General features: G+C 50.0%; 16 protein-coding genes. All 16 read left to right on the forward strand.

Features of this window, described 5'->3' with window-relative positions; all coding sequences use genetic code 11:
• Positions 1-14: 14 nt before the first annotated feature.
• The 16 genes from fabF to araA all read left to right on the forward strand — a co-directional run bounded on the left by fabF (position 15) and on the right by araA (position 16,786).
• Positions 15-1,253: a beta-ketoacyl-ACP synthase II gene (gene fabF / locus DWY84_RS12435; protein WP_118533702.1), complete on the forward strand. Its 1,239-nt coding sequence runs from the start codon at positions 15-17 to the stop codon at positions 1,251-1,253.
• Between the two features lie 18 nt (positions 1,254-1,271).
• Positions 1,272-1,781, forward strand: a complete 510-nt coding sequence (accB, locus tag DWY84_RS12440) for an acetyl-CoA carboxylase biotin carboxyl carrier protein (RefSeq protein ID WP_118533703.1) — start codon at positions 1,272-1,274, stop codon at positions 1,779-1,781.
• Between the two features lie 10 nt (positions 1,782-1,791).
• Positions 1,792-2,220, forward strand: coding sequence for a 3-hydroxyacyl-ACP dehydratase FabZ (gene fabZ / locus DWY84_RS12445; protein WP_118533704.1), 429 nt, complete (start codon positions 1,792-1,794; stop codon positions 2,218-2,220).
• A 31-nt stretch (positions 2,221-2,251) separates the two neighbouring features.
• Positions 2,252-3,607 carry an acetyl-CoA carboxylase biotin carboxylase subunit gene (locus tag DWY84_RS12450; RefSeq protein WP_118533705.1) on the forward strand — a complete coding sequence of 452 codons (1,356 nt, stop codon included), beginning with the start codon at positions 2,252-2,254 and terminating at the stop codon, positions 3,605-3,607.
• A 59-nt stretch (positions 3,608-3,666) separates the two neighbouring features.
• Positions 3,667-5,385 (forward strand): acetyl-CoA carboxylase carboxyltransferase subunit alpha, encoded by a 1,719-nt coding sequence (locus tag DWY84_RS12455; RefSeq protein WP_118533706.1) that lies wholly within the window; start codon positions 3,667-3,669, stop codon positions 5,383-5,385.
• Between the two features lie 11 nt (positions 5,386-5,396).
• Positions 5,397-6,500, forward strand: coding sequence for a nitronate monooxygenase family protein (locus DWY84_RS12460; protein WP_118533707.1), 1,104 nt, complete (start codon positions 5,397-5,399; stop codon positions 6,498-6,500).
• A 150-nt stretch (positions 6,501-6,650) separates the two neighbouring features.
• Positions 6,651-7,289 carry a nucleoside recognition protein gene (locus DWY84_RS12465; protein ID WP_347560798.1) on the forward strand — a complete coding sequence of 213 codons (639 nt, stop codon included), beginning with the start codon at positions 6,651-6,653 and terminating at the stop codon, positions 7,287-7,289.
• Entirely contained in the window at positions 7,286-7,801 is a 516-nt protein-coding gene (locus tag DWY84_RS12470; RefSeq protein ID WP_118533709.1) for a spore maturation protein, read from the forward strand. The genes DWY84_RS12465 and DWY84_RS12470 overlap by 4 nt, the downstream gene beginning before the upstream one ends.
• 120 nt (positions 7,802-7,921) lie before the next feature.
• Positions 7,922-8,362: a MarR family transcriptional regulator gene (locus tag DWY84_RS12475; protein WP_243024845.1), complete on the forward strand. Its 441-nt coding sequence runs from the start codon at positions 7,922-7,924 to the stop codon at positions 8,360-8,362.
• A gap of 22 nt (positions 8,363-8,384) precedes the next feature.
• Positions 8,385-8,957: a GerMN domain-containing protein gene (locus DWY84_RS12480; RefSeq protein ID WP_118533710.1), complete on the forward strand. Its 573-nt coding sequence runs from the start codon at positions 8,385-8,387 to the stop codon at positions 8,955-8,957.
• 390 nt (positions 8,958-9,347) lie between these two features.
• Positions 9,348-10,568, forward strand: a complete 1,221-nt coding sequence (locus tag DWY84_RS12485) for a sugar ABC transporter substrate-binding protein (protein WP_118533711.1) — start codon at positions 9,348-9,350, stop codon at positions 10,566-10,568.
• Between the two features lie 101 nt (positions 10,569-10,669).
• A complete protein-coding gene (locus DWY84_RS12490; protein ID WP_118533712.1) occupies positions 10,670-11,641 on the forward strand; it encodes an ABC transporter permease in 972 nt (323 codons plus the stop codon).
• A 19-nt stretch (positions 11,642-11,660) separates the two neighbouring features.
• Positions 11,661-13,160: a sugar ABC transporter ATP-binding protein gene (locus DWY84_RS12495; protein ID WP_118533713.1), complete on the forward strand. Its 1,500-nt coding sequence runs from the start codon at positions 11,661-11,663 to the stop codon at positions 13,158-13,160.
• 10 nt (positions 13,161-13,170) lie between these two features.
• Positions 13,171-14,142 (forward strand): ABC transporter permease, encoded by a 972-nt coding sequence (locus tag DWY84_RS12500; protein ID WP_118533714.1) that lies wholly within the window; start codon positions 13,171-13,173, stop codon positions 14,140-14,142.
• A gap of 59 nt (positions 14,143-14,201) precedes the next feature.
• Positions 14,202-15,317, forward strand: coding sequence for a GntR family transcriptional regulator (locus DWY84_RS12505; protein ID WP_118533715.1), 1,116 nt, complete (start codon positions 14,202-14,204; stop codon positions 15,315-15,317).
• Positions 15,318-15,346: 29 nt separating this feature from the next.
• Entirely contained in the window at positions 15,347-16,786 is a 1,440-nt protein-coding gene (gene araA / locus DWY84_RS12510) for an L-arabinose isomerase (protein ID WP_118533716.1), read from the forward strand.
• Positions 16,787-16,830: the final 44 nt, after the last annotated feature.

Here is a 16,830-nt window from a genome sequence, read left to right on the forward strand (position 1 = left end):
ATAGGAGAACAGATATGAGCAGACGAGTAGTAGTAACCGGCATGGGTGCCATCACCCCGATCGGCAACAGCGTAGAAGAATTCTGGAATGGGTTAAAGGAAAAGAAAGTCGGCATTGCACCGATCACCTATTTTGACACGACAGATTACAAGGCAAAGCTGGCAGCAGAGGTTAAGAATTTCGATCCGAAGCAGTTCATGGATCCGAAGGCAGCAAAGAGAATGGAGCAGTTCTGCCAGTTCGCAGTTGCAGCGACCAGACAGGCTGTTGAGGATGCAGGACTTGATATGAGCCAGGAAGATCCGTTCCGCGTGGGCGTAAGCATTGGTTCCGGTATCGGAAGCCTGCAGTCCGTTGAGCGTGAGTATAAGAAACTTCTGGAAAAAGGACCGGGCCGTGTAAATCCGCTTCTGGTTCCGCTGATGATCAGCAATATGGCAGCAGGAAATGTTTCCATCCAGTTTGGCATGAAGGGCAAATGCATCAATGTAGTAACCGCGTGTGCAACCGGCACCCACTCCATTGGTGAAGCATTCCGTACCATCCAGTATGGTGATGCCGACGTGATGGTAGCAGGCGGCGCAGAGGCAAGCATTACTCCGATCGGCGTGGCTGGATTTACCTCCCTGACTGCATTGAACACCACCGATGATCCGGCCCGTGCATCCATTCCGTTTGACGCAGAGCGCAGCGGTTTTATCATGGGCGAGGGTGCAGGTGTCGTTGTGTTAGAGTCTTTAGAGCATGCGCAAGCAAGAGGCGCGAAGATTTACGCAGAGCTGGCTGGCTACGGCGCAACCGGTGACGCTTACCACATCACTTCCCCGGCTGAGGATGGAAGCGGTGCGGCAAAGGCTATGGAGATGGCCATCGCAGATGCTGGCATGAAGCCGGAGGATGTAGACTACATCAACGCCCACGGTACTAGTACCCATCATAACGATTTATTTGAGACCAAGGCCATTAAGATCGTGCTTGGTGATCACGCATACAAGACTAAGATCAACTCCACCAAATCCATGATCGGACATCTTTTAGGTGCAGCAGGCGGTGTGGAGTTTATCACCTGTGTAAAGTCCATTCAGGAGGGCTATGTCCACGCAACCGCAGGCCTGGAGAAGGATGATCCGGAGTGCGATCTGGATTACTGCAAGGGTGAGGGCGTGCAGATGGATGTAAACTGTGCAATCTCCAATTCCCTGGGCTTTGGCGGACACAATGCAACCCTGCTGGTAAAGAAATTCGAGGCGTAAGGCTTCAGGAGGTAGACCATGACGATTGATGAGATCGTAACACTGATCCAGGCTGTTTCCGATAACGGCCTGACCAGTTTTGTATATGAAGAGGGTGACCAGAAGCTGGTGCTCAAGAAAAAGAAGAAGAAAAACGTAGCACAGGCTCCGGTTGCTCCAGTTGTGATTTCCCAGCCGGCCGCTCCGATGATGGGCACAATGCCGATGCAGATGGCAGCCGCTCCGGCTGCGGTATCTGAGACACCGGAAAAGGCAGCTGAAGAGAAAAAGGAGAGTACCCTGGATATTGGTTCTGATAAGGTTGTGACTTCTCCGCTTGTAGGAACCTTCTATTCTTCCGCTTCTCCGGAGGCAGAGGCATTCGTAAAGGAAGGCGATACCGTAAAGAAAGGTCAGGTTCTTGGTATCATTGAGGCCATGAAGCTGATGAACGAGATCGAGAGTGAATATGACGGTGTGGTAGAGGCAGTCCTGGTGAACAACGAAGACGTGGTAGAGTATGGACAGCCGCTGTTCCGCATCCGATAGGAGGTATATTATGAGACTGGGAATCAAAGAAATCCAGGAGATCATTCCGCACAGACATCCGTTTCTGCTGATTGATTTTATCGATGAGCTGGAGCCGGGCGTACGCGCGGTTGGTTATAAATCCATTACCTTTAATGAGCCGCAGTTCAACGGCCATTTTCCGGGACAGCCGGTTATGCCGGGAGTGCTGATGATCGAGGCGCTGGCACAGGTTGGGGCGGTAGCTATCTTAAGCCTGCCGGAGAATAAGGGCAAGACCGCGTTTTTCGGTTCCATCAACAACGCAAAATTCAAACAGATGGTGCTGCCGGGAGACCGCCTGAAGCTGGAGTGCGAAATCATTAAGCGCAAAGGCCCGATCGGCGTTGGCAAGGCTGTTGCGACCAATGCAGAAGGAAAGATCGCGGTATCAGCAGAGCTGACCTTTGCGATCCAGTAAGGCCGCGGAAACGCAGAGTTGAGGTACGGGAATGTTTGATAAAATCTTAATCGCGAACCGCGGCGAGATTGCGGTAAGAATTATCCGGGCCTGCCGCGAGATGGGAATCAAGACCGTGGCAGTCTACTCGGAGGCAGACCGCGACAGTCTGCACACCCTTCTGGCAGATGAGGCCATCTGTATCGGACCGGCACCGTCAAACCAGAGTTACCTGAATATGGAGCGTATTCTGGCAGCTACCGTAGCCATGAAGGCAGAAGCGATTCATCCGGGATTCGGATTCCTTTCCGAAAACGCGCGCTTTGCGGAGCTGTGCCAGAAGTGCAGCATCGCGTTCATTGGTCCGTCTGCGGAGATCATCAATAAGATGGGAAATAAATCCGCAGCCAGAAAGACCATGGTGGAGGCCGGAGTACCGGTCGTTCCGGGCAGCAAGGAGCCGGTTTACACGGTAGAAGAGGCTCTGAAGATGGCGAAAGAGATCGGTTTTCCGGTTATGATCAAGGCATCCTCCGGCGGCGGCGGTAAAGGTATGCGCGTTTCCTGGAGTGAGGAAGACTTTGAAGCCAACTTCCAGAATGCGCAGATGGAGTCCGTGAAGGGCTTTTCCGATGACACCATGTATCTGGAGCGTTTCGTAGAGAACCCGCGTCATATTGAGTTCCAGATCATGGCGGACAAGTACGGCAATGTTGTTCACTTAGGCGAGCGTGACTGCTCTATTCAGCGCCGCCACCAGAAGGTGCTGGAGGAATCCCCGTCCATCGCAATCTCGGAGGAGCTTCGCAAAAAGATGGGTGAGACTGCCGTAAAGGCGGCAAAAGCCGTTGGCTATGAAAATGCGGGAACCATTGAGTTTCTGTTAGATAAGAATAAAAATTTCTATTTCATGGAGATGAACACCCGGATCCAGGTAGAGCATCCGGTAACGGAGCTGGTAAGCGGTCTGGACCTCATCAAAGAGCAGATCCGTGTGGCAGCAGGAGAGAAATTAAGCGTGACCCAGAAGGATATCCGTATCCAGGGCCATGCCATTGAGTGCCGCATCAACGCAGAGAATCCGGCAAAGAATTTCATGCCGTGTCCGGGAAAGATTACCAACATTCACATCCCGGGAGGCAACGGAGTCCGTGTGGACACACACATTTACAATGAGTATAAGGTTCCGGCCAACTATGATTCTATGCTGATGAAGCTGATCGTACACGGAAAAGACCGTGCAGAGGCCATTGCGAAGATGAGAAGCGCGCTGGGCGAGCTGATCATTGAAGGCATCGACACCAACCTGGATTTCCAGTTCGAGATCTTAAGCAATCCGGTTTATCAGGACGGACACAAAATTGATACCGGATTTATCCCGGATCAGTTCCCGGAATACTGTAAGTAATGTAATAAGGCACAGGGAAGTATTTTCCTGTGTCTTACGCCTATTAAGGAGAATCCTGTATGTTTAAAAATATGTTCAAAAAGACATATACCATGATCGACACGCACCGTAAGGCTAAAAGCGAAGAAGAGCCGAACATCCCGGAGGGACTCTGGAGAAAGTGTAATAAGTGCGGCCAGCCGATCTATGTGGAAGACGTGCGCAACAATCTGTATGTCTGCCCGAAGTGCGGCGGATATTTCCGGGTGCATGCGTACCGCCGGATTGAGATGCTGCTGGATGAGGGCAGCTTTGAAGAATGGAATAGGGAAATGGCGTTTTCCAATCCATTAGATTTCCCGGGATACGAGAAGAAGGTCCAGGCAGCACAGGAAAAGACCGGACTTCAGGAAGCTATCGTAACCGGAAAGGGAACCATCAAAGGCTTTGAGACTGCCATTGGTATCTGTGATGCCCGGTTCATCATGAGCAGTATGGGACATGTGGTGGGCGAGAAGATTACCCGCATGGTTGAGCGTGCTACCGAGGAAAAACTTCCGGTCATTATTTTTGCCTGCTCAGGCGGCGCGAGAATGCAGGAGGGCATTGTTTCCCTGATGCAGATGGCCAAAACTTCTGCTGCACTGGAAAAGCATCATGAGGCAGGACAGCTTTTTATCAGCGTCCTGACAGATCCGACTACGGGGGGCGTGACAGCCAGCTTTGCCATGTTAGGCGATATCATCCTGGCAGAACCCAATGCTCTGATTGGATTTGCAGGGCCTCGTGTTATTCAGCAGACCATCGGCCAGAAGCTTCCGGAGGGCTTCCAGAGAGCAGAGTTCTTACTGGAGCACGGTTTTGTGGATAAGATCGTAGACCGTGAAAACCAGAGGGATGTGCTGGCAGACATTTTGCGGATGCACAAGAAACAGGAAATGACTGTGAATCCACAGTATGTGCAGGCAGAACCTGCAGAGTCTGTGGAAAACTATCTGGAAAAACAGAAAAAGAGTGGAAAAAATGCCTGGGATACGGTGCAGCTTTCCAGAAGCGCAGCCCGTCCGGTGGCACTGGATTACATTCATGCGCTGTTTGATGATTTTATGGAGTTCCATGGTGACCGTTATTTCAGTGATGATGGAGCTATCATCGGCGGTATTGCCACCTTCCGCGGTATGCCGGTAACGGTGATCGGCCAGCAGAAGGGCCGCACCACCAAGGAAAACATTCACCGGAATTTTGGCATGCCGTCTCCGGACGGATACCGCAAGGCGCTGCGCCTGATGAAGCAGGCGGAGACCTTCGGCAGACCGGTGATCTGTTTTGTAGATACACCTGGCGCGTTCTGCGGTATTGAGGCTGAGGAGCGCGGCCAGGGGGAAGCCATTGCCCGCAACCTTTTTGAGATGGCGGCACTGACCGTTCCGGTCCTCTCAATCGTAATCGGAGAAGGCGGAAGCGGCGGCGCGCTGGCCATGGCGGTAGCCAATGAAGTATGGATGCTGGAAAATGCCATTTATTCTATTCTTTCTCCGGAGGGATTTGCGTCCATCCTGTGGAAGGACAGCAAGAAGGCCCCGGATGCAGCCAGGGTTATGAAGATTACGGCAGCAGATCTTTATGAGCGCGGCCTGATCGAGCAAGTGATCCCGGAGCCGGAACCGGCTTCCATCGAAACTATGCCAGAGCTGGCAGAGCATATGAGACAGAGCATGACCGCATTCTTTGAGCGGTACAGCGGCAAGACAAAGGAAGCAATTCGGGAGTCCCGTTACCAGAGATTCCGGAATATGTAAGAGGTATTATAATGAAAGCGTTAAAAATCGGTGATCTTACAGCAAAATATCCCATCATTCAGGGGGGAATGGGAGTAGGCATCAGCCTGCACTCCCTGGCAGGAGCAGTAGCGAAAGCAGGTGGTATTGGCATCATTTCCACCGCGCAGATCGGATTTAAGGATCCGGAGTTTTTAAAGGCACCTATGGAGGCGAATCTGCGCGCCATTGGTGAAGAACTGAAGAAAGCGCGGGAGATTGCGCCGAAGGGTATTATAGGATTTAATATTATGGTGGCAACCCGCAACTACGCCCAGTATGTGAAGGAGGCTGTGAAGGCCGGAGCGGATATTATTATTTCCGGAGCCGGACTTCCGGTGTCCCTGCCGGAGCTTGTGGAAGGGGCAAAGACGAAAATAGCGCCTATTGTGTCCACTGCAAAATCCGCTATGGTGATCTGCAAAATGTGGGATCGCAAGTATAAGCGCATTCCGGATCTCCTGGTGATCGAGGGGCCGCTGGCAGGCGGTCATCTGGGCTTTTCCAGAGAGGATTTGAGCCGCTACGGTGCAGACACAAAGGATGTGCCGCATACCTATCATCAGGATCTGTATGATGAAGAAATCCGCGGTATCATGAAGGTGGTAAAGCAGTTTGAGGAGAAGTACCAGAAACATATTCCGGTAGCCATTGCAGGCGGTATTTACACCAGGGCGGATGTGGAGCATGCCATGGAGCTTGGTGCGGATGCTGTGCAGGTGGCAACACGTTTTGTCACTACCGAGGAATGCGACGCACCGGAGAGCTACAAGCAGGCCTACATCAACGCGACGGCTGAAGATATTGTGATCACCCAGAGTCCGGTGGGTATGCCGGGACGGGCAATTGTGAACCCGTTTCTGGAGAAAATCACGGCCATGAAAGAGCGTGGAGAGAAGGCGAAGATCACCCACTGCTACCAGTGCCTGGAGCACTGTGATCCGGCTAATATTCCGTACTGCATCACAAAGGCTCTGTCCAATGCGGCAGAGGGTGCGTTGAATGACGCGCTGTTGTTTTGTGGAAGTAATGCTTACCGTGCGGATAAGATTGAGACGGTGGAGGCTGTGGTGCAGGATCTGGTTGGAGCAGTGTAACAGGAAGTGCTGGTAATGCAGAAAACAGACTGTATAAAATGCAAAAACACCGCGTGACAAAAGGAAAGTGTTCCCTGTATGACATAAAAGAGATGGAAACTCCATAGACTGAAAGCAAACGGTGCTGTTTTTCGGTTCGAGTGATCAGGAATGCCAGCACCATTCGAACGGAAGGTGACCGGTATGCTGAATTATCTCTGGGGCGGCATGCTCTTAGCCGGAATGCTGTGGGGAGCGATAAACGGAACATGGAATGAAGTGACCCAGGCTCTTCTGGACTCTGCAAAAGAATCCGTGAGTCTGGGTCTTACTATGCTCGGAATTCTGTCATTCTGGTGCGGTATCATGGAAATCGGAACCCGGGCAGGACTGGTGGGATGGCTTGCCGGGCGAGTGACGCTGCTTCTTGATTTTTTGTTCCCGGAGCTTGAGCGGGATCATCCAGCCAGGGAACCGATTGCGGTAAACATCATTGCCAATATGCTGGGGCTTGGCATGGCGGCAACGCCTGCGGGATTAAAAGCAATGCAGGAGATGGCGAAAGATATTCGGGCGACCGGGGATGAGGCACGTACAGCCACCTCATCCATGTGCACGTTTCTTATTTTAAATATCTCGTCTCTGCAGCTGATTCCAGTGACACTGATTGCTTACCGGAGCGAATATGGGTCAAAGCAGCCGGAGACGGTGCTGGGACCGGCGCTGGCTGCAACGGCAATTTCTACGCTGGCGGCGGTGGTTTTCTGCAAGGTTATGGACTGGAAGAACAGGAGGGCTGCTCATTTATGATTCTGTGGTTTTCTAAAATGCTTCTTCCACTTGTCATCAGCTATGTGATCGCCTTCGGTCTGATTTCCCGCCGCCCGATATTCGACGATTTTCTGGATGGCGCAAAGAACGGCATAAAAACGGTGGCGGACATTTTGCCGACTCTGATTGGTCTGATTACAGCTGTGGGGGTAGTGCGGGCATCCGGACTACTGGATGCGATAACGGATATTAGCGCGGGAGCAGCCGGACTGTTTCATATTCCGCAGGAACTGGTGCCTATTACTCTGGTAAGGCTGGTGTCCAACTCAGCAGCTACGGGGCTTTTGCTGGATCTGTTTAGGCAGTACGGGCCGGACAGTCGTATCGGTATGGCGGCCTCTGTCATAATGAGCAGTACAGAGACGGTCTTTTACTGTCTGAGTATTTATTTTGGCAGTGTAAAAGTGCGCCGGACCCGCTATACGGTGCCGGGAGCACTCATCGCTACAGCGGCCGGGATTGCGGCCAGTATCTGGATTACGGGAAAGTAAAACATTACCAAGAACACATTTCTTTCACAATGTTGTAAGAAAAACGCGGTTGTCGAAAGATAGTAAATCATGTATAATCAAGAGCGGAGCGACAGGCTTCGCGTGCAGTGAGGGAGAAAAGTGGATACTTACGCGACATTAAACGATGCCCTGGTAAAGCTGTTCCGTGATGTGATGGATTTAGAGGAACAGGTTATCATTACGGAGGAATTCCAGGATATTACAAATAACGATATGCATGTGATCCAGGCCATTGGCACAGGAGAACCCAAGAACATGTCTACAATAGCCAAAGAGCTTTCTGTGACAGTGGGAACCCTGACCATAGCCATGAACAGTCTGGTGAAGAAAGGCTACGTGACCCGGGAACGAGGAAAGGAAGACCGGCGTGTAGTCTATATTTCGCTGTCTGAAAAAGGAAAGCATGCCTATGAGCATCATGAACAGTTCCACCACAATATGATTGACGCAATCCTGCAGGATCTGACTCCCAACGAAACCGAAAGCCTTGTCAAAGCCCTTGCAAAACTGAATATCTGGTTTCGCAAGGCGAAAGCATAACATACAAGGAGGCTTTATCATTATGAAGAAATTAGTCATGGGCTTACTGGGAGCCATGATGATCTTATCATTAGTAGCATGTACCCCGACTACCGAGAAAAATAAAACCGGTGAAGTGAAAGAGCCGCAGCAGGAAGAAGTAGTTGAGTCTACTGCAGATGCAGGCCCGGGTGTTGTAACCGGCAGACCAGTTGATCAGGAGGCGCCGGATCTTACCATGGTATCTGTATACAGTGTCAGCGAAGATGGAAGCAAGATCGAGGGAACCATGGATTCCGTAGAGACCCTGGATGCACAGAGTCTGGTAGATCTTCTTGTTCAGTACGGAGTTCTGGATAACGGTACTAAGGCGGTCAGCTTCACCACCGAGGGCAGTGTTGCCAGCCAGGAAGCAGGTCCGGGCGTAACTGCAGACACCACCATGGCAGAAAAGGCAACTCTGGAATTAAGTCAGTTCCCGTCTGAGAATCAGGAAAAGGTTCTGCAGGCAGTAGCAAACACGTTCTGCGAGAACCTGGATACAGAGACCATTACCATCAAGGCAGACGGCCAGACCCTGGCAGAGGGACTGAGCTTTGTGGATGCAGGAAAATAATATAAAGAAACAAAAAAAGAGACCGGCAGTGCAATGCGCAAATGCCGGTCTCTTTTTTGTACTGTTTTTTAAGATATCCAATACCATACAGCTTCCTCCGCCTCTCAAAGTTGTATTTGAAAAGAATCCTGAACGTTAAAGAATCAACGCATGTATTGACAAAAATACACAATAAACGACAGCTAATGCCCTCGAAAAATGATGGAACATGCACACTGTTGATAAAAAAGAACGAATGATATGACAATTTTTAGATCATATTGTATAGTAAAAAATACAACTTTCGAGAAAAAATATCTTGTATTGTATTGCACAATTTGCTGTCAAAACGTATAATAAAGCCATGATAGTTGTTGAAAACAATCAAAAAACATGTTGGGAGGAATCAAAATGAAGAAAGTCTTCAAAAAAGCAACGGCAACCGTGACAGCAGCAGCGATGCTGGCAAGCCTGACCGCTTGTGGCGGCGGCGCAGCATCCAGCGCAACCACAGCAGCTCCGGCAGCTGATACCAAGGCAGAGGGCGGCGCAGAGACCACTGAGGCAGCAGCTTCCGGTATCGACAATAAGGACATCAAGATCGGTGTTTCCATCTGGTCTTCTACCGACGTTCTTGGTTCCCAGTGTAAACTGATCCTGGATGAAGCAGCAAAGGCTTTAGGGGTACAGGTTCAGTATGTTGACCAGGGACATGTATCTGAGAAGGTTACCGCTTCTGTTGAGCAGCTTGCAGCAGCAGGATGCCAGGGTATCATTATCTGTAACTCTTCCGATACCGAGATGACTTCTGCAATCAAGACCGCAAACGACAACAAGGTTTATCTGGCACAGTTCTTCCGTGTAATCAGCAAGGATAACAGCGCAGATATCTACGACATGGCAACCCAGTCTCCGTACTACATCGGTGCAGTTCATGAGAACGAGCCGGAGAACGGCGAGAAACTGGTTCAGATCCTTCTGGACAAGGGCGACAGAAACATCGGTCTGATCGGCTGGGAGCAGGGTGATGCTACCTGGTTAGGCAGATGGGAAGGTTACAAAGCAGGCGTTGAGAACTGGAACAAAGAGCATCCGGATGATCAGGCTAAGCTGTCTGAGCCGCAGTACGCTGGTACTTCTTCTGAGGGTGGTTCCAAGGCAGCAGAGGCTCTGATGTCTGCAGACCCGACTCTTGACGCACTGATCCCGGCAGGCGGCGGCGGTGACCCGCTTCAGGGTGCTATCGCAGCAGTTGAGCGTGCAGGCAAAGTTCAGGATATCGACATTGTTTCCACCGACTTCCTTCCGGATCTTGGAGAGAGACTTGAGAACGGTTCCATGGCTGGTCAGTCCGGCGGACATTACTGCGACCCGCTTATCGCTTTCATGATGGTATACAACGCAATCAAGGGCAACTACAGCGGATTTGAAGGCAAGTTCGAGGATGTTCCGTTCCCGTACCTGTATGTATCTTCCGCAGATGACTACAAAGCTTACGAGCAGTACTTCGTAGATCAGCTTCCTTACACCGATGAGGAACTGGTTGAGATGTCTGAGCTGGATCTTGAGGGCCTGAAAGAGGCAGCATCCAAGATCTCCATCGAAGATGCAGCAGCAAGAGCTGGTAAATAATTTACAAAAGATGATTTGGGCTGAGTAGCTTGAGACGGCCGGTATCGCGCGGCGATGCCGGCCGTCATGTCTTAGTATGAAATAAGAATGAGGTAAAGAATATGGGAACTCCTGTTGTTGACACACCCGGAAAGAAAAAACTTTCGGGAACTGCGAAAGGCTATCTGATCCTGTTTGGTCTGGTAGTGCTTTCCTGGCTGATTTTTAAGATCCTGACACCTTCTAACTTTGGTTCACCGGCCAACATGCTGAGCTACTTCCAGGCCAGCCTGATCGCCACAGTCGGTGCAGTTGGCTTCTATTTCGTCATGGTTATGGGAATGTTCGACTTCTCTATTGGCGCAAACATCATGCTTTCCGCAATTGTTGGCTGCGTATTTGCATCGAGATTCGGAATGGGCTATGCAGGCCTTATCATCGGCAGCATCGTGACCGGTTCCATTGTTGGTTTACTGAACGGTGTTTTCTATGTTAAGCTTCACATTCCGTCCATGATCGTAACCACTGGTCTTGCACTCATCTACGAGTCCATCGCAAACTACATTGCAGGCGGCGTGGAGCAGACTCTTCCGTCTAACCTGCGCGCCTTCGGCCAGATGCCGGGCAACATTATCCTGGCAGTGTTAGCCTGTGTGGTTGCTTACATCTTTTTAAACTACACCAAGATCGGTACATACACCTACGCAATCGGCAGCAACGAGTTCGTAGCCAAGAACATGGGTATCAATGTTGACAAATACAAAGTTCTGGCATTCATCTTAAGTGGTGCGTTCCTTGGCGTCATGGCAGTCCTGACCATCAGCTATGGATCTTCCATGGTAGCAGTAACCGGTATGGCATCCATGAGCCGTAACTTCGTTCCGACCATGGGCTGCTTCTTCGGACTGGCATTTAAGAAATACGGTATGCCGTTACAGGCAATTGTGATCGGTGAGTTTGTCATCAACATCATCTTCTTTGGATTCATCGCCATGGGTGCTCCGACCGCAATCCAGGATGTTATCACCGGCCTTGCGCTGCTGATCATCATTACGGTAACCACCAAAGTAACAAAAGGCGAGATCGTCAAGTAGATCATAGGGAGGAAATGCAATGAGCGAAGTAAGGTTAGAGGTAAAAAATCTTTGCAAGTCCTTCGGTATCACGAAGGCGGTTCAGAATGTTTCATTTAACGTAAACAAAGGCGAGGTACATGCGCTGATCGGTGAGAATGGTTCCGGTAAATCAACCCTGACCAACATGTTGACCGGTATCTACAGCATCGGAAGCGGTACCTTTGTACTGGATGGAAAAGAGATCCATCCGAAAAACCAGGTTGAGGCAAATAACGAGGGTGTCTCCATTATCGTGCAGGAGCTTGGTACCCTGTCAGGCCTGACTGTGGCAGAGAATATCTTCCTGGGCCATGAAGACCAGTTCGTACATATGGGAATCAAGAACACCAATGCCATGAACAAGAAGGCAACGGAGCTCCTGAAAAAATATGGATTTGAGCGCATCAAGGCAGCAGATATTATTGATGAGTATAACTTTGAGGACCGTAAGCTCATCGAGATCGTAAAGGCAACCTACTTTGATCCGAAGATCGTTGTCATCGATGAGACGACTACCGCACTTTCCCAGGAGGGACGTGAAGAGCTGTACAAGCATATGAACCGGATCCGTGAGAGCGGCAACTCCATCATCTTCATTTCCCATGACCTTCCGGAGGTTCTGGACAAGTCCGATACCATCACCATCATGCGTGACGGTGTTTACATCGATACGGTTAAGAGCAAAGATGTAACCGAGGATGATTTAAAACGACTCATGGTTGGCCGTGAGGTAACGGGTGACTATTATCGTTCCGATTATGGCGAGAAGGTTTCTGATGAAGTGGTTCTTTCTGTAAAGAATGTATCTGTTCCGGGCCTGATCCACGATGTAAGCTTTGACCTTCACAAGGGCGAGATCCTTGGCTTTGGCGGTTTGTCCGAGTCTGGTATGCATGAAATCGGAAAAGCAATTTTCGGTGCTTCCTATGACCGTACCGGTACGGTGGAGCTGGCAGACGGAACCCAGATCAATGATATCCCGACTGCGATCAAACACAGCATCGCATACACGTCCAAGGACCGTGATAACGAGTCTGTAGTGTTAAACCAGAGCATCGGTGACAACATCTGCCTTCCGTCTCTGGACAGCCTGGCTGGCAAGAGTCATCTGTTAAGCGATAAAAAGTTAAAAGAATTTGCAAACAAATACGCAAAACAGATGTCTGTTAAGATGGTCAATGTAGACCAGTTTGTATCGGATCTTTCCGGTGGTAATAAGCAGAAGGTCGTTCTGGCAAGATGGATCGGCAAGGACTCTGACATCGTTGTGTTAGACAGCCCGACCCGAGGCATTGATATCAAGGTAAAACAGGATATCTACCAGTTAATGAACCAGATGAGAAAGAATGGAAAGTCCATCATCATGATTTCCGAGGAGCTGATGGAGCTCATTGGTATGTGCGATCGCATCATGATCATGAAGGATGGCAAGACCAGCGGAGAGCTGGAGCGTAATGAGGCCATCGATGAGAACAGCCTGATTACGATGATGGTATAAGGAGGCAGCAATGGAGAATCAAGTTAAGACAAACACAGACCAGAAAGAGCAGCAGCTCAAGAAATTATCAAAAATGTCGCTGATCCGTTCCCTTCTGCCGATCGCGGGACTGATTATCATTTTCTTATTATTTAACGTTCTCACGAACTTCAGAATGATCGGAAACCTTCCGCTCGTTTTGTCACAGGTATATGTGACCATGATCGCAGCGACAGGCGTATTCTTTATCATGACCATGGGCGGTCTGGATTTCTCCCAGGGATCTATCCTGGGTATTGCATCCATCGTTGTATGTATGCTTTCCAAGACCAGCATCCCGCTTGCGATTGTGGGCGGCATTGCAGCAGGTGCAGCAATCGGAGCCATCAACGGATACTTCTATGTATACCGCAAGATCAAATCCTTCATCGTTACGATCTGTACCATGTTCCTGTTCCGCGGATTTATCAAATACCTGACAACCAACGCGCCGGTAGCAGGTTCCGCAAAGCTGATTAACTTTGACAGTACCGAGTTAAAGATCGCATGCACCGTGCTGATCCTGGTAATCGGATTTGTACTGTTCCGTTTCACCAAGTTTGGTACCTACTTAAAGGCCATCGGTGCCGGTGAGAAAGCAGCGATGTTCTCCGGTATCCGTACTGACCGCATGAAGTTCTGGATTTACGTATTAGCTGGCGCGATTACCGGTTTTGCGGCATTTATCAACGTTATCAAGGTTGGTTCCGTTACTTCTTCCGGTGGTAACCAGTTAGAGACCCAGATCCTGATCGCCCTCGTACTTGGCGGCATGCCGATCTCCGGCGGCGCAAAGGTACGTTTTGAGAATATCATCGTAGGTTCCCTGCTTTACATCGTATTAAACAGCGGACTGACTATGATGGGCTTCTCCACACAGCTGATGCAGCTGATTCAGGGCGTGGTATTCCTGGTATTCGTAGCAGTATTCGCAGACCGTCAGTCCCTGCAGGTAATCAAATAACAAACAGACATCAGACTGGGGAATGACAGCATAAGGAAAAGCATCGGAGGTTTGATGATATGCCCAGAACAGCGGGAAGTCAGAATCAGGAAAATTTGAAATACCAGAAGCTTTACAACTGGGGTCGTACTCTGATCACCAGCGGAGTGATCAAGAATCAGGACAAGTTTCCGTCGGAGCATATCCTTCAGAAAAAGTTCGGATATTCCAGGCAGACGGTGCGAAATGCTTTGGACCGTCTGGAAAAGGATGGACTGATCATCCGCGTAAAAGGAAGCGGCACTTATGTATCGTATGAAAACAGTGGCGCAGACGGCGAACGCCCCCATGTGGGACTGATTTTAAGCTACTTTTCGGATTATCTGTTTCCGCAGGTCTATGCGGGAATTGAGTCGGTGCTTCGGAATAAAAGCTTTGAAATTGATGTAGCTGTGACCAGAAACCGGCTGAACGACGAAGAAATGTATTTAAAAGGATTTTTAAACCGGAATGTGGCCGGGCTCATTATTGAGGGAACCCGGTCCACCTTCCCGAATCCAAATCTGCGTCTTTATAAGGAAATCCGGAAACGGAACATTCCGACCCTGTTCATTCACAATCATTATCAAAATGAACAGTTCGACAGTGTGGAGATGTCGGATGCCCGGGCAGGCTATGAACTGACCCGGATACTGATCCAGAACGGACACCGCCGCATTGGAGGAATTTTTAAGTATGATGACATACAGGGAATTGAGCGTTATCGTGGCTTTATTGAATGTCTGTCAGATTATGGAATCAATTTTGACGATGACTGTATTCGGTGGTATTCCACCAAGGATATGGAAGAGAAACTGAGCAGAAAGAGTCTGCTGCGGATGTACCGCCGGACCAAAGACTGCACGGCCATGATCCTCTACAATGATGAGGTGGCCGGCTTCTATATGGATTTTTTGAAGGAACGCGGACTGCGTGTGCCGGAAGATATTTCCCTGGTATCGTTTGACGATGCGGGGCCGGAACAGGAAGCAGAACTGAAAATTTTATCCGTGATCCATCCAAAGTATAACCTTGGGCGGATTACAGCCCGGAACCTGCTCCGCATGATGGAGGATCCGGACTGGCAGAAAAAGAACTACGCGCACCAGTTTCCGGTGGCATTCAACAACGGAAACTCGGTTCGTGATATAAGATGATCATTCACATTTATAGGAGGTAGATTGACATGAAGAAGTTATACTTTGCAGTAGGCTCCCAGGACCTTTACGGAGACGAGTGCTTAAAGCAGGTGGCTGAGGACAGCCGCCAGATGGCAGAATTCCTGAATGAGAAATTAAAAGATGTGGCAGAGGTGGAATTGGTTCCGACGATCATCAACTCCGAGAGCTGCATCACGACCATGCGTCAGGCATCCTGCGATGATGACTGTATTGGTGTGATCACCTGGATGCATACCTTCTCCCCGGCCAAGATGTGGATCAAGGGCCTTCAGGAGCTGAGAAAGCCGCTTCTGCATCTGCACACCCAGGCAAATGAGAAGCTTCCGTACGACACCATCGATATGGACTTCATGAATTTAAACCAGGCAGCTCATGGAGACCGTGAGTACGGTTTCATCGTAGCAAGACTCGGCATCCCGCACGAGGTTGTTGCAGGTTACTACAAGCATGATGATGTAGTGGCAAAGATCCGTCAGTTCGCAGAAGTTGCAAAGGCAATTTCTTATTCTAAATCCTTAAAGGTTGCTTCCTTCGGCAACAATATGCGCGAAGTAGCAGTAACCGACGGTGACCGCGTAGAGAGCCAGATCAAATACGGCTGGGAGTGCAACTACTTTGCACTGGGCGATGTGGTTGACACCATCAATGCAGTGACTGAGGAAGAGATTGACGCAAAGATGAAGGAGTACACCGACAAGTACACCATGAAGACTGACCGCATCGACTCCGTTCGCGAGCAGGCAAAATATGAGGTTGGCCTGGAGAAATTCCTGGCAGCCAACGGTATCGGCGCATTTGCAGACACCTTCCAGGATCTGCACGGATTAAAGCAACTTCCGGGTATCGCAGCCCAGAACTTAATGGCAAAGGGCATCGGCTTTGGTCCGGAGGGCGATTACAAGATCTCCGCTTTATCCGCAGTACTCATGAAGATGTCTGAGGGCAGAGACGGCGCTACCGGCTTCATCGAAGACTACACCTACGACTTAACTCCGGGTCAGGAGCTTGAGCTGGCATCCCATATGCTGGAGGTTCCGCCGGCATTCGCAGCAACCAAACCGGAAATTGATGTACTGCCGCTTGGCATTGGCGGTAAAGAAGATCCGGCAAGACTGATCTTTGACGGTGTGACCGGTGATGGCATTCAGGTAACCATGGTAGATATGGGCGATCACTTCCGCCTGATCTGCGCAGATATTGAGCTGGTAAAACAGCCGAAACCGATGCCGAACCTTCCGGTAGCAAGAATCATGTACCGCCACAAACCGAATTTCCAGATCGGTACCGCAGCATGGTGCTACGCAGGCGGCGCTCATCACTCTGTTGTATCTACTGCACTGACCAGAGATGATATCGCAATGTTTGCAAGACTGACCGGAACAGAACTCATCACCATTGGTGAAGATACCACTGAGGCAGATCTGCAGAAGTTCTTTATGAAATAAAATCAGGTAAATAAAAATCCGTCCGGGATCCTGAAAAGGGTTCC

It is taken from the genome of Clostridium sp. AF27-2AA, assembly GCF_003478505.1.
In the GTDB taxonomy this organism is placed as follows: Bacteria; Bacillota; Clostridia; order Lachnospirales; family Lachnospiraceae; genus Brotaphodocola.

Excerpts from the sequence above, each read along its gene's own strand:
- fabF (WP_118533702.1), top strand. The coding sequence starts at position 15 with ATGAGCAGACGAGTAGTAGTAACCGGCATGGGTGCCATCACCCCGATC.
- accB (WP_118533703.1), top strand. The coding sequence starts at position 1,272 with ATGACGATTGATGAGATCGTAACACTGATCCAGGCTGTTTCCGATAAC.
- fabZ (WP_118533704.1), top strand. The coding sequence starts at position 1,792 with ATGAGACTGGGAATCAAAGAAATCCAGGAGATCATTCCGCACAGACAT.
- DWY84_RS12450 (WP_118533705.1), top strand. The coding sequence starts at position 2,252 with ATGTTTGATAAAATCTTAATCGCGAACCGCGGCGAGATTGCGGTAAGA.
- DWY84_RS12455 (WP_118533706.1), top strand. The coding sequence starts at position 3,667 with ATGTTTAAAAATATGTTCAAAAAGACATATACCATGATCGACACGCAC.
- DWY84_RS12460 (WP_118533707.1), top strand. The coding sequence starts at position 5,397 with ATGAAAGCGTTAAAAATCGGTGATCTTACAGCAAAATATCCCATCATT.
- DWY84_RS12465 (WP_347560798.1), top strand. The coding sequence starts at position 6,651 with ATGCCAGCACCATTCGAACGGAAGGTGACCGGTATGCTGAATTATCTC.
- DWY84_RS12470 (WP_118533709.1), top strand. The coding sequence starts at position 7,286 with ATGATTCTGTGGTTTTCTAAAATGCTTCTTCCACTTGTCATCAGCTAT.
- DWY84_RS12480 (WP_118533710.1), top strand. The coding sequence starts at position 8,385 with ATGAAGAAATTAGTCATGGGCTTACTGGGAGCCATGATGATCTTATCA.
- DWY84_RS12485 (WP_118533711.1), top strand. The coding sequence starts at position 9,348 with ATGAAGAAAGTCTTCAAAAAAGCAACGGCAACCGTGACAGCAGCAGCG.
- DWY84_RS12490 (WP_118533712.1), top strand. The coding sequence starts at position 10,670 with ATGGGAACTCCTGTTGTTGACACACCCGGAAAGAAAAAACTTTCGGGA.
- DWY84_RS12495 (WP_118533713.1), top strand. The coding sequence starts at position 11,661 with ATGAGCGAAGTAAGGTTAGAGGTAAAAAATCTTTGCAAGTCCTTCGGT.
- DWY84_RS12500 (WP_118533714.1), top strand. The coding sequence starts at position 13,171 with ATGGAGAATCAAGTTAAGACAAACACAGACCAGAAAGAGCAGCAGCTC.
- DWY84_RS12505 (WP_118533715.1), top strand. The coding sequence starts at position 14,202 with ATGCCCAGAACAGCGGGAAGTCAGAATCAGGAAAATTTGAAATACCAG.
- araA (WP_118533716.1), top strand. The coding sequence starts at position 15,347 with ATGAAGAAGTTATACTTTGCAGTAGGCTCCCAGGACCTTTACGGAGAC.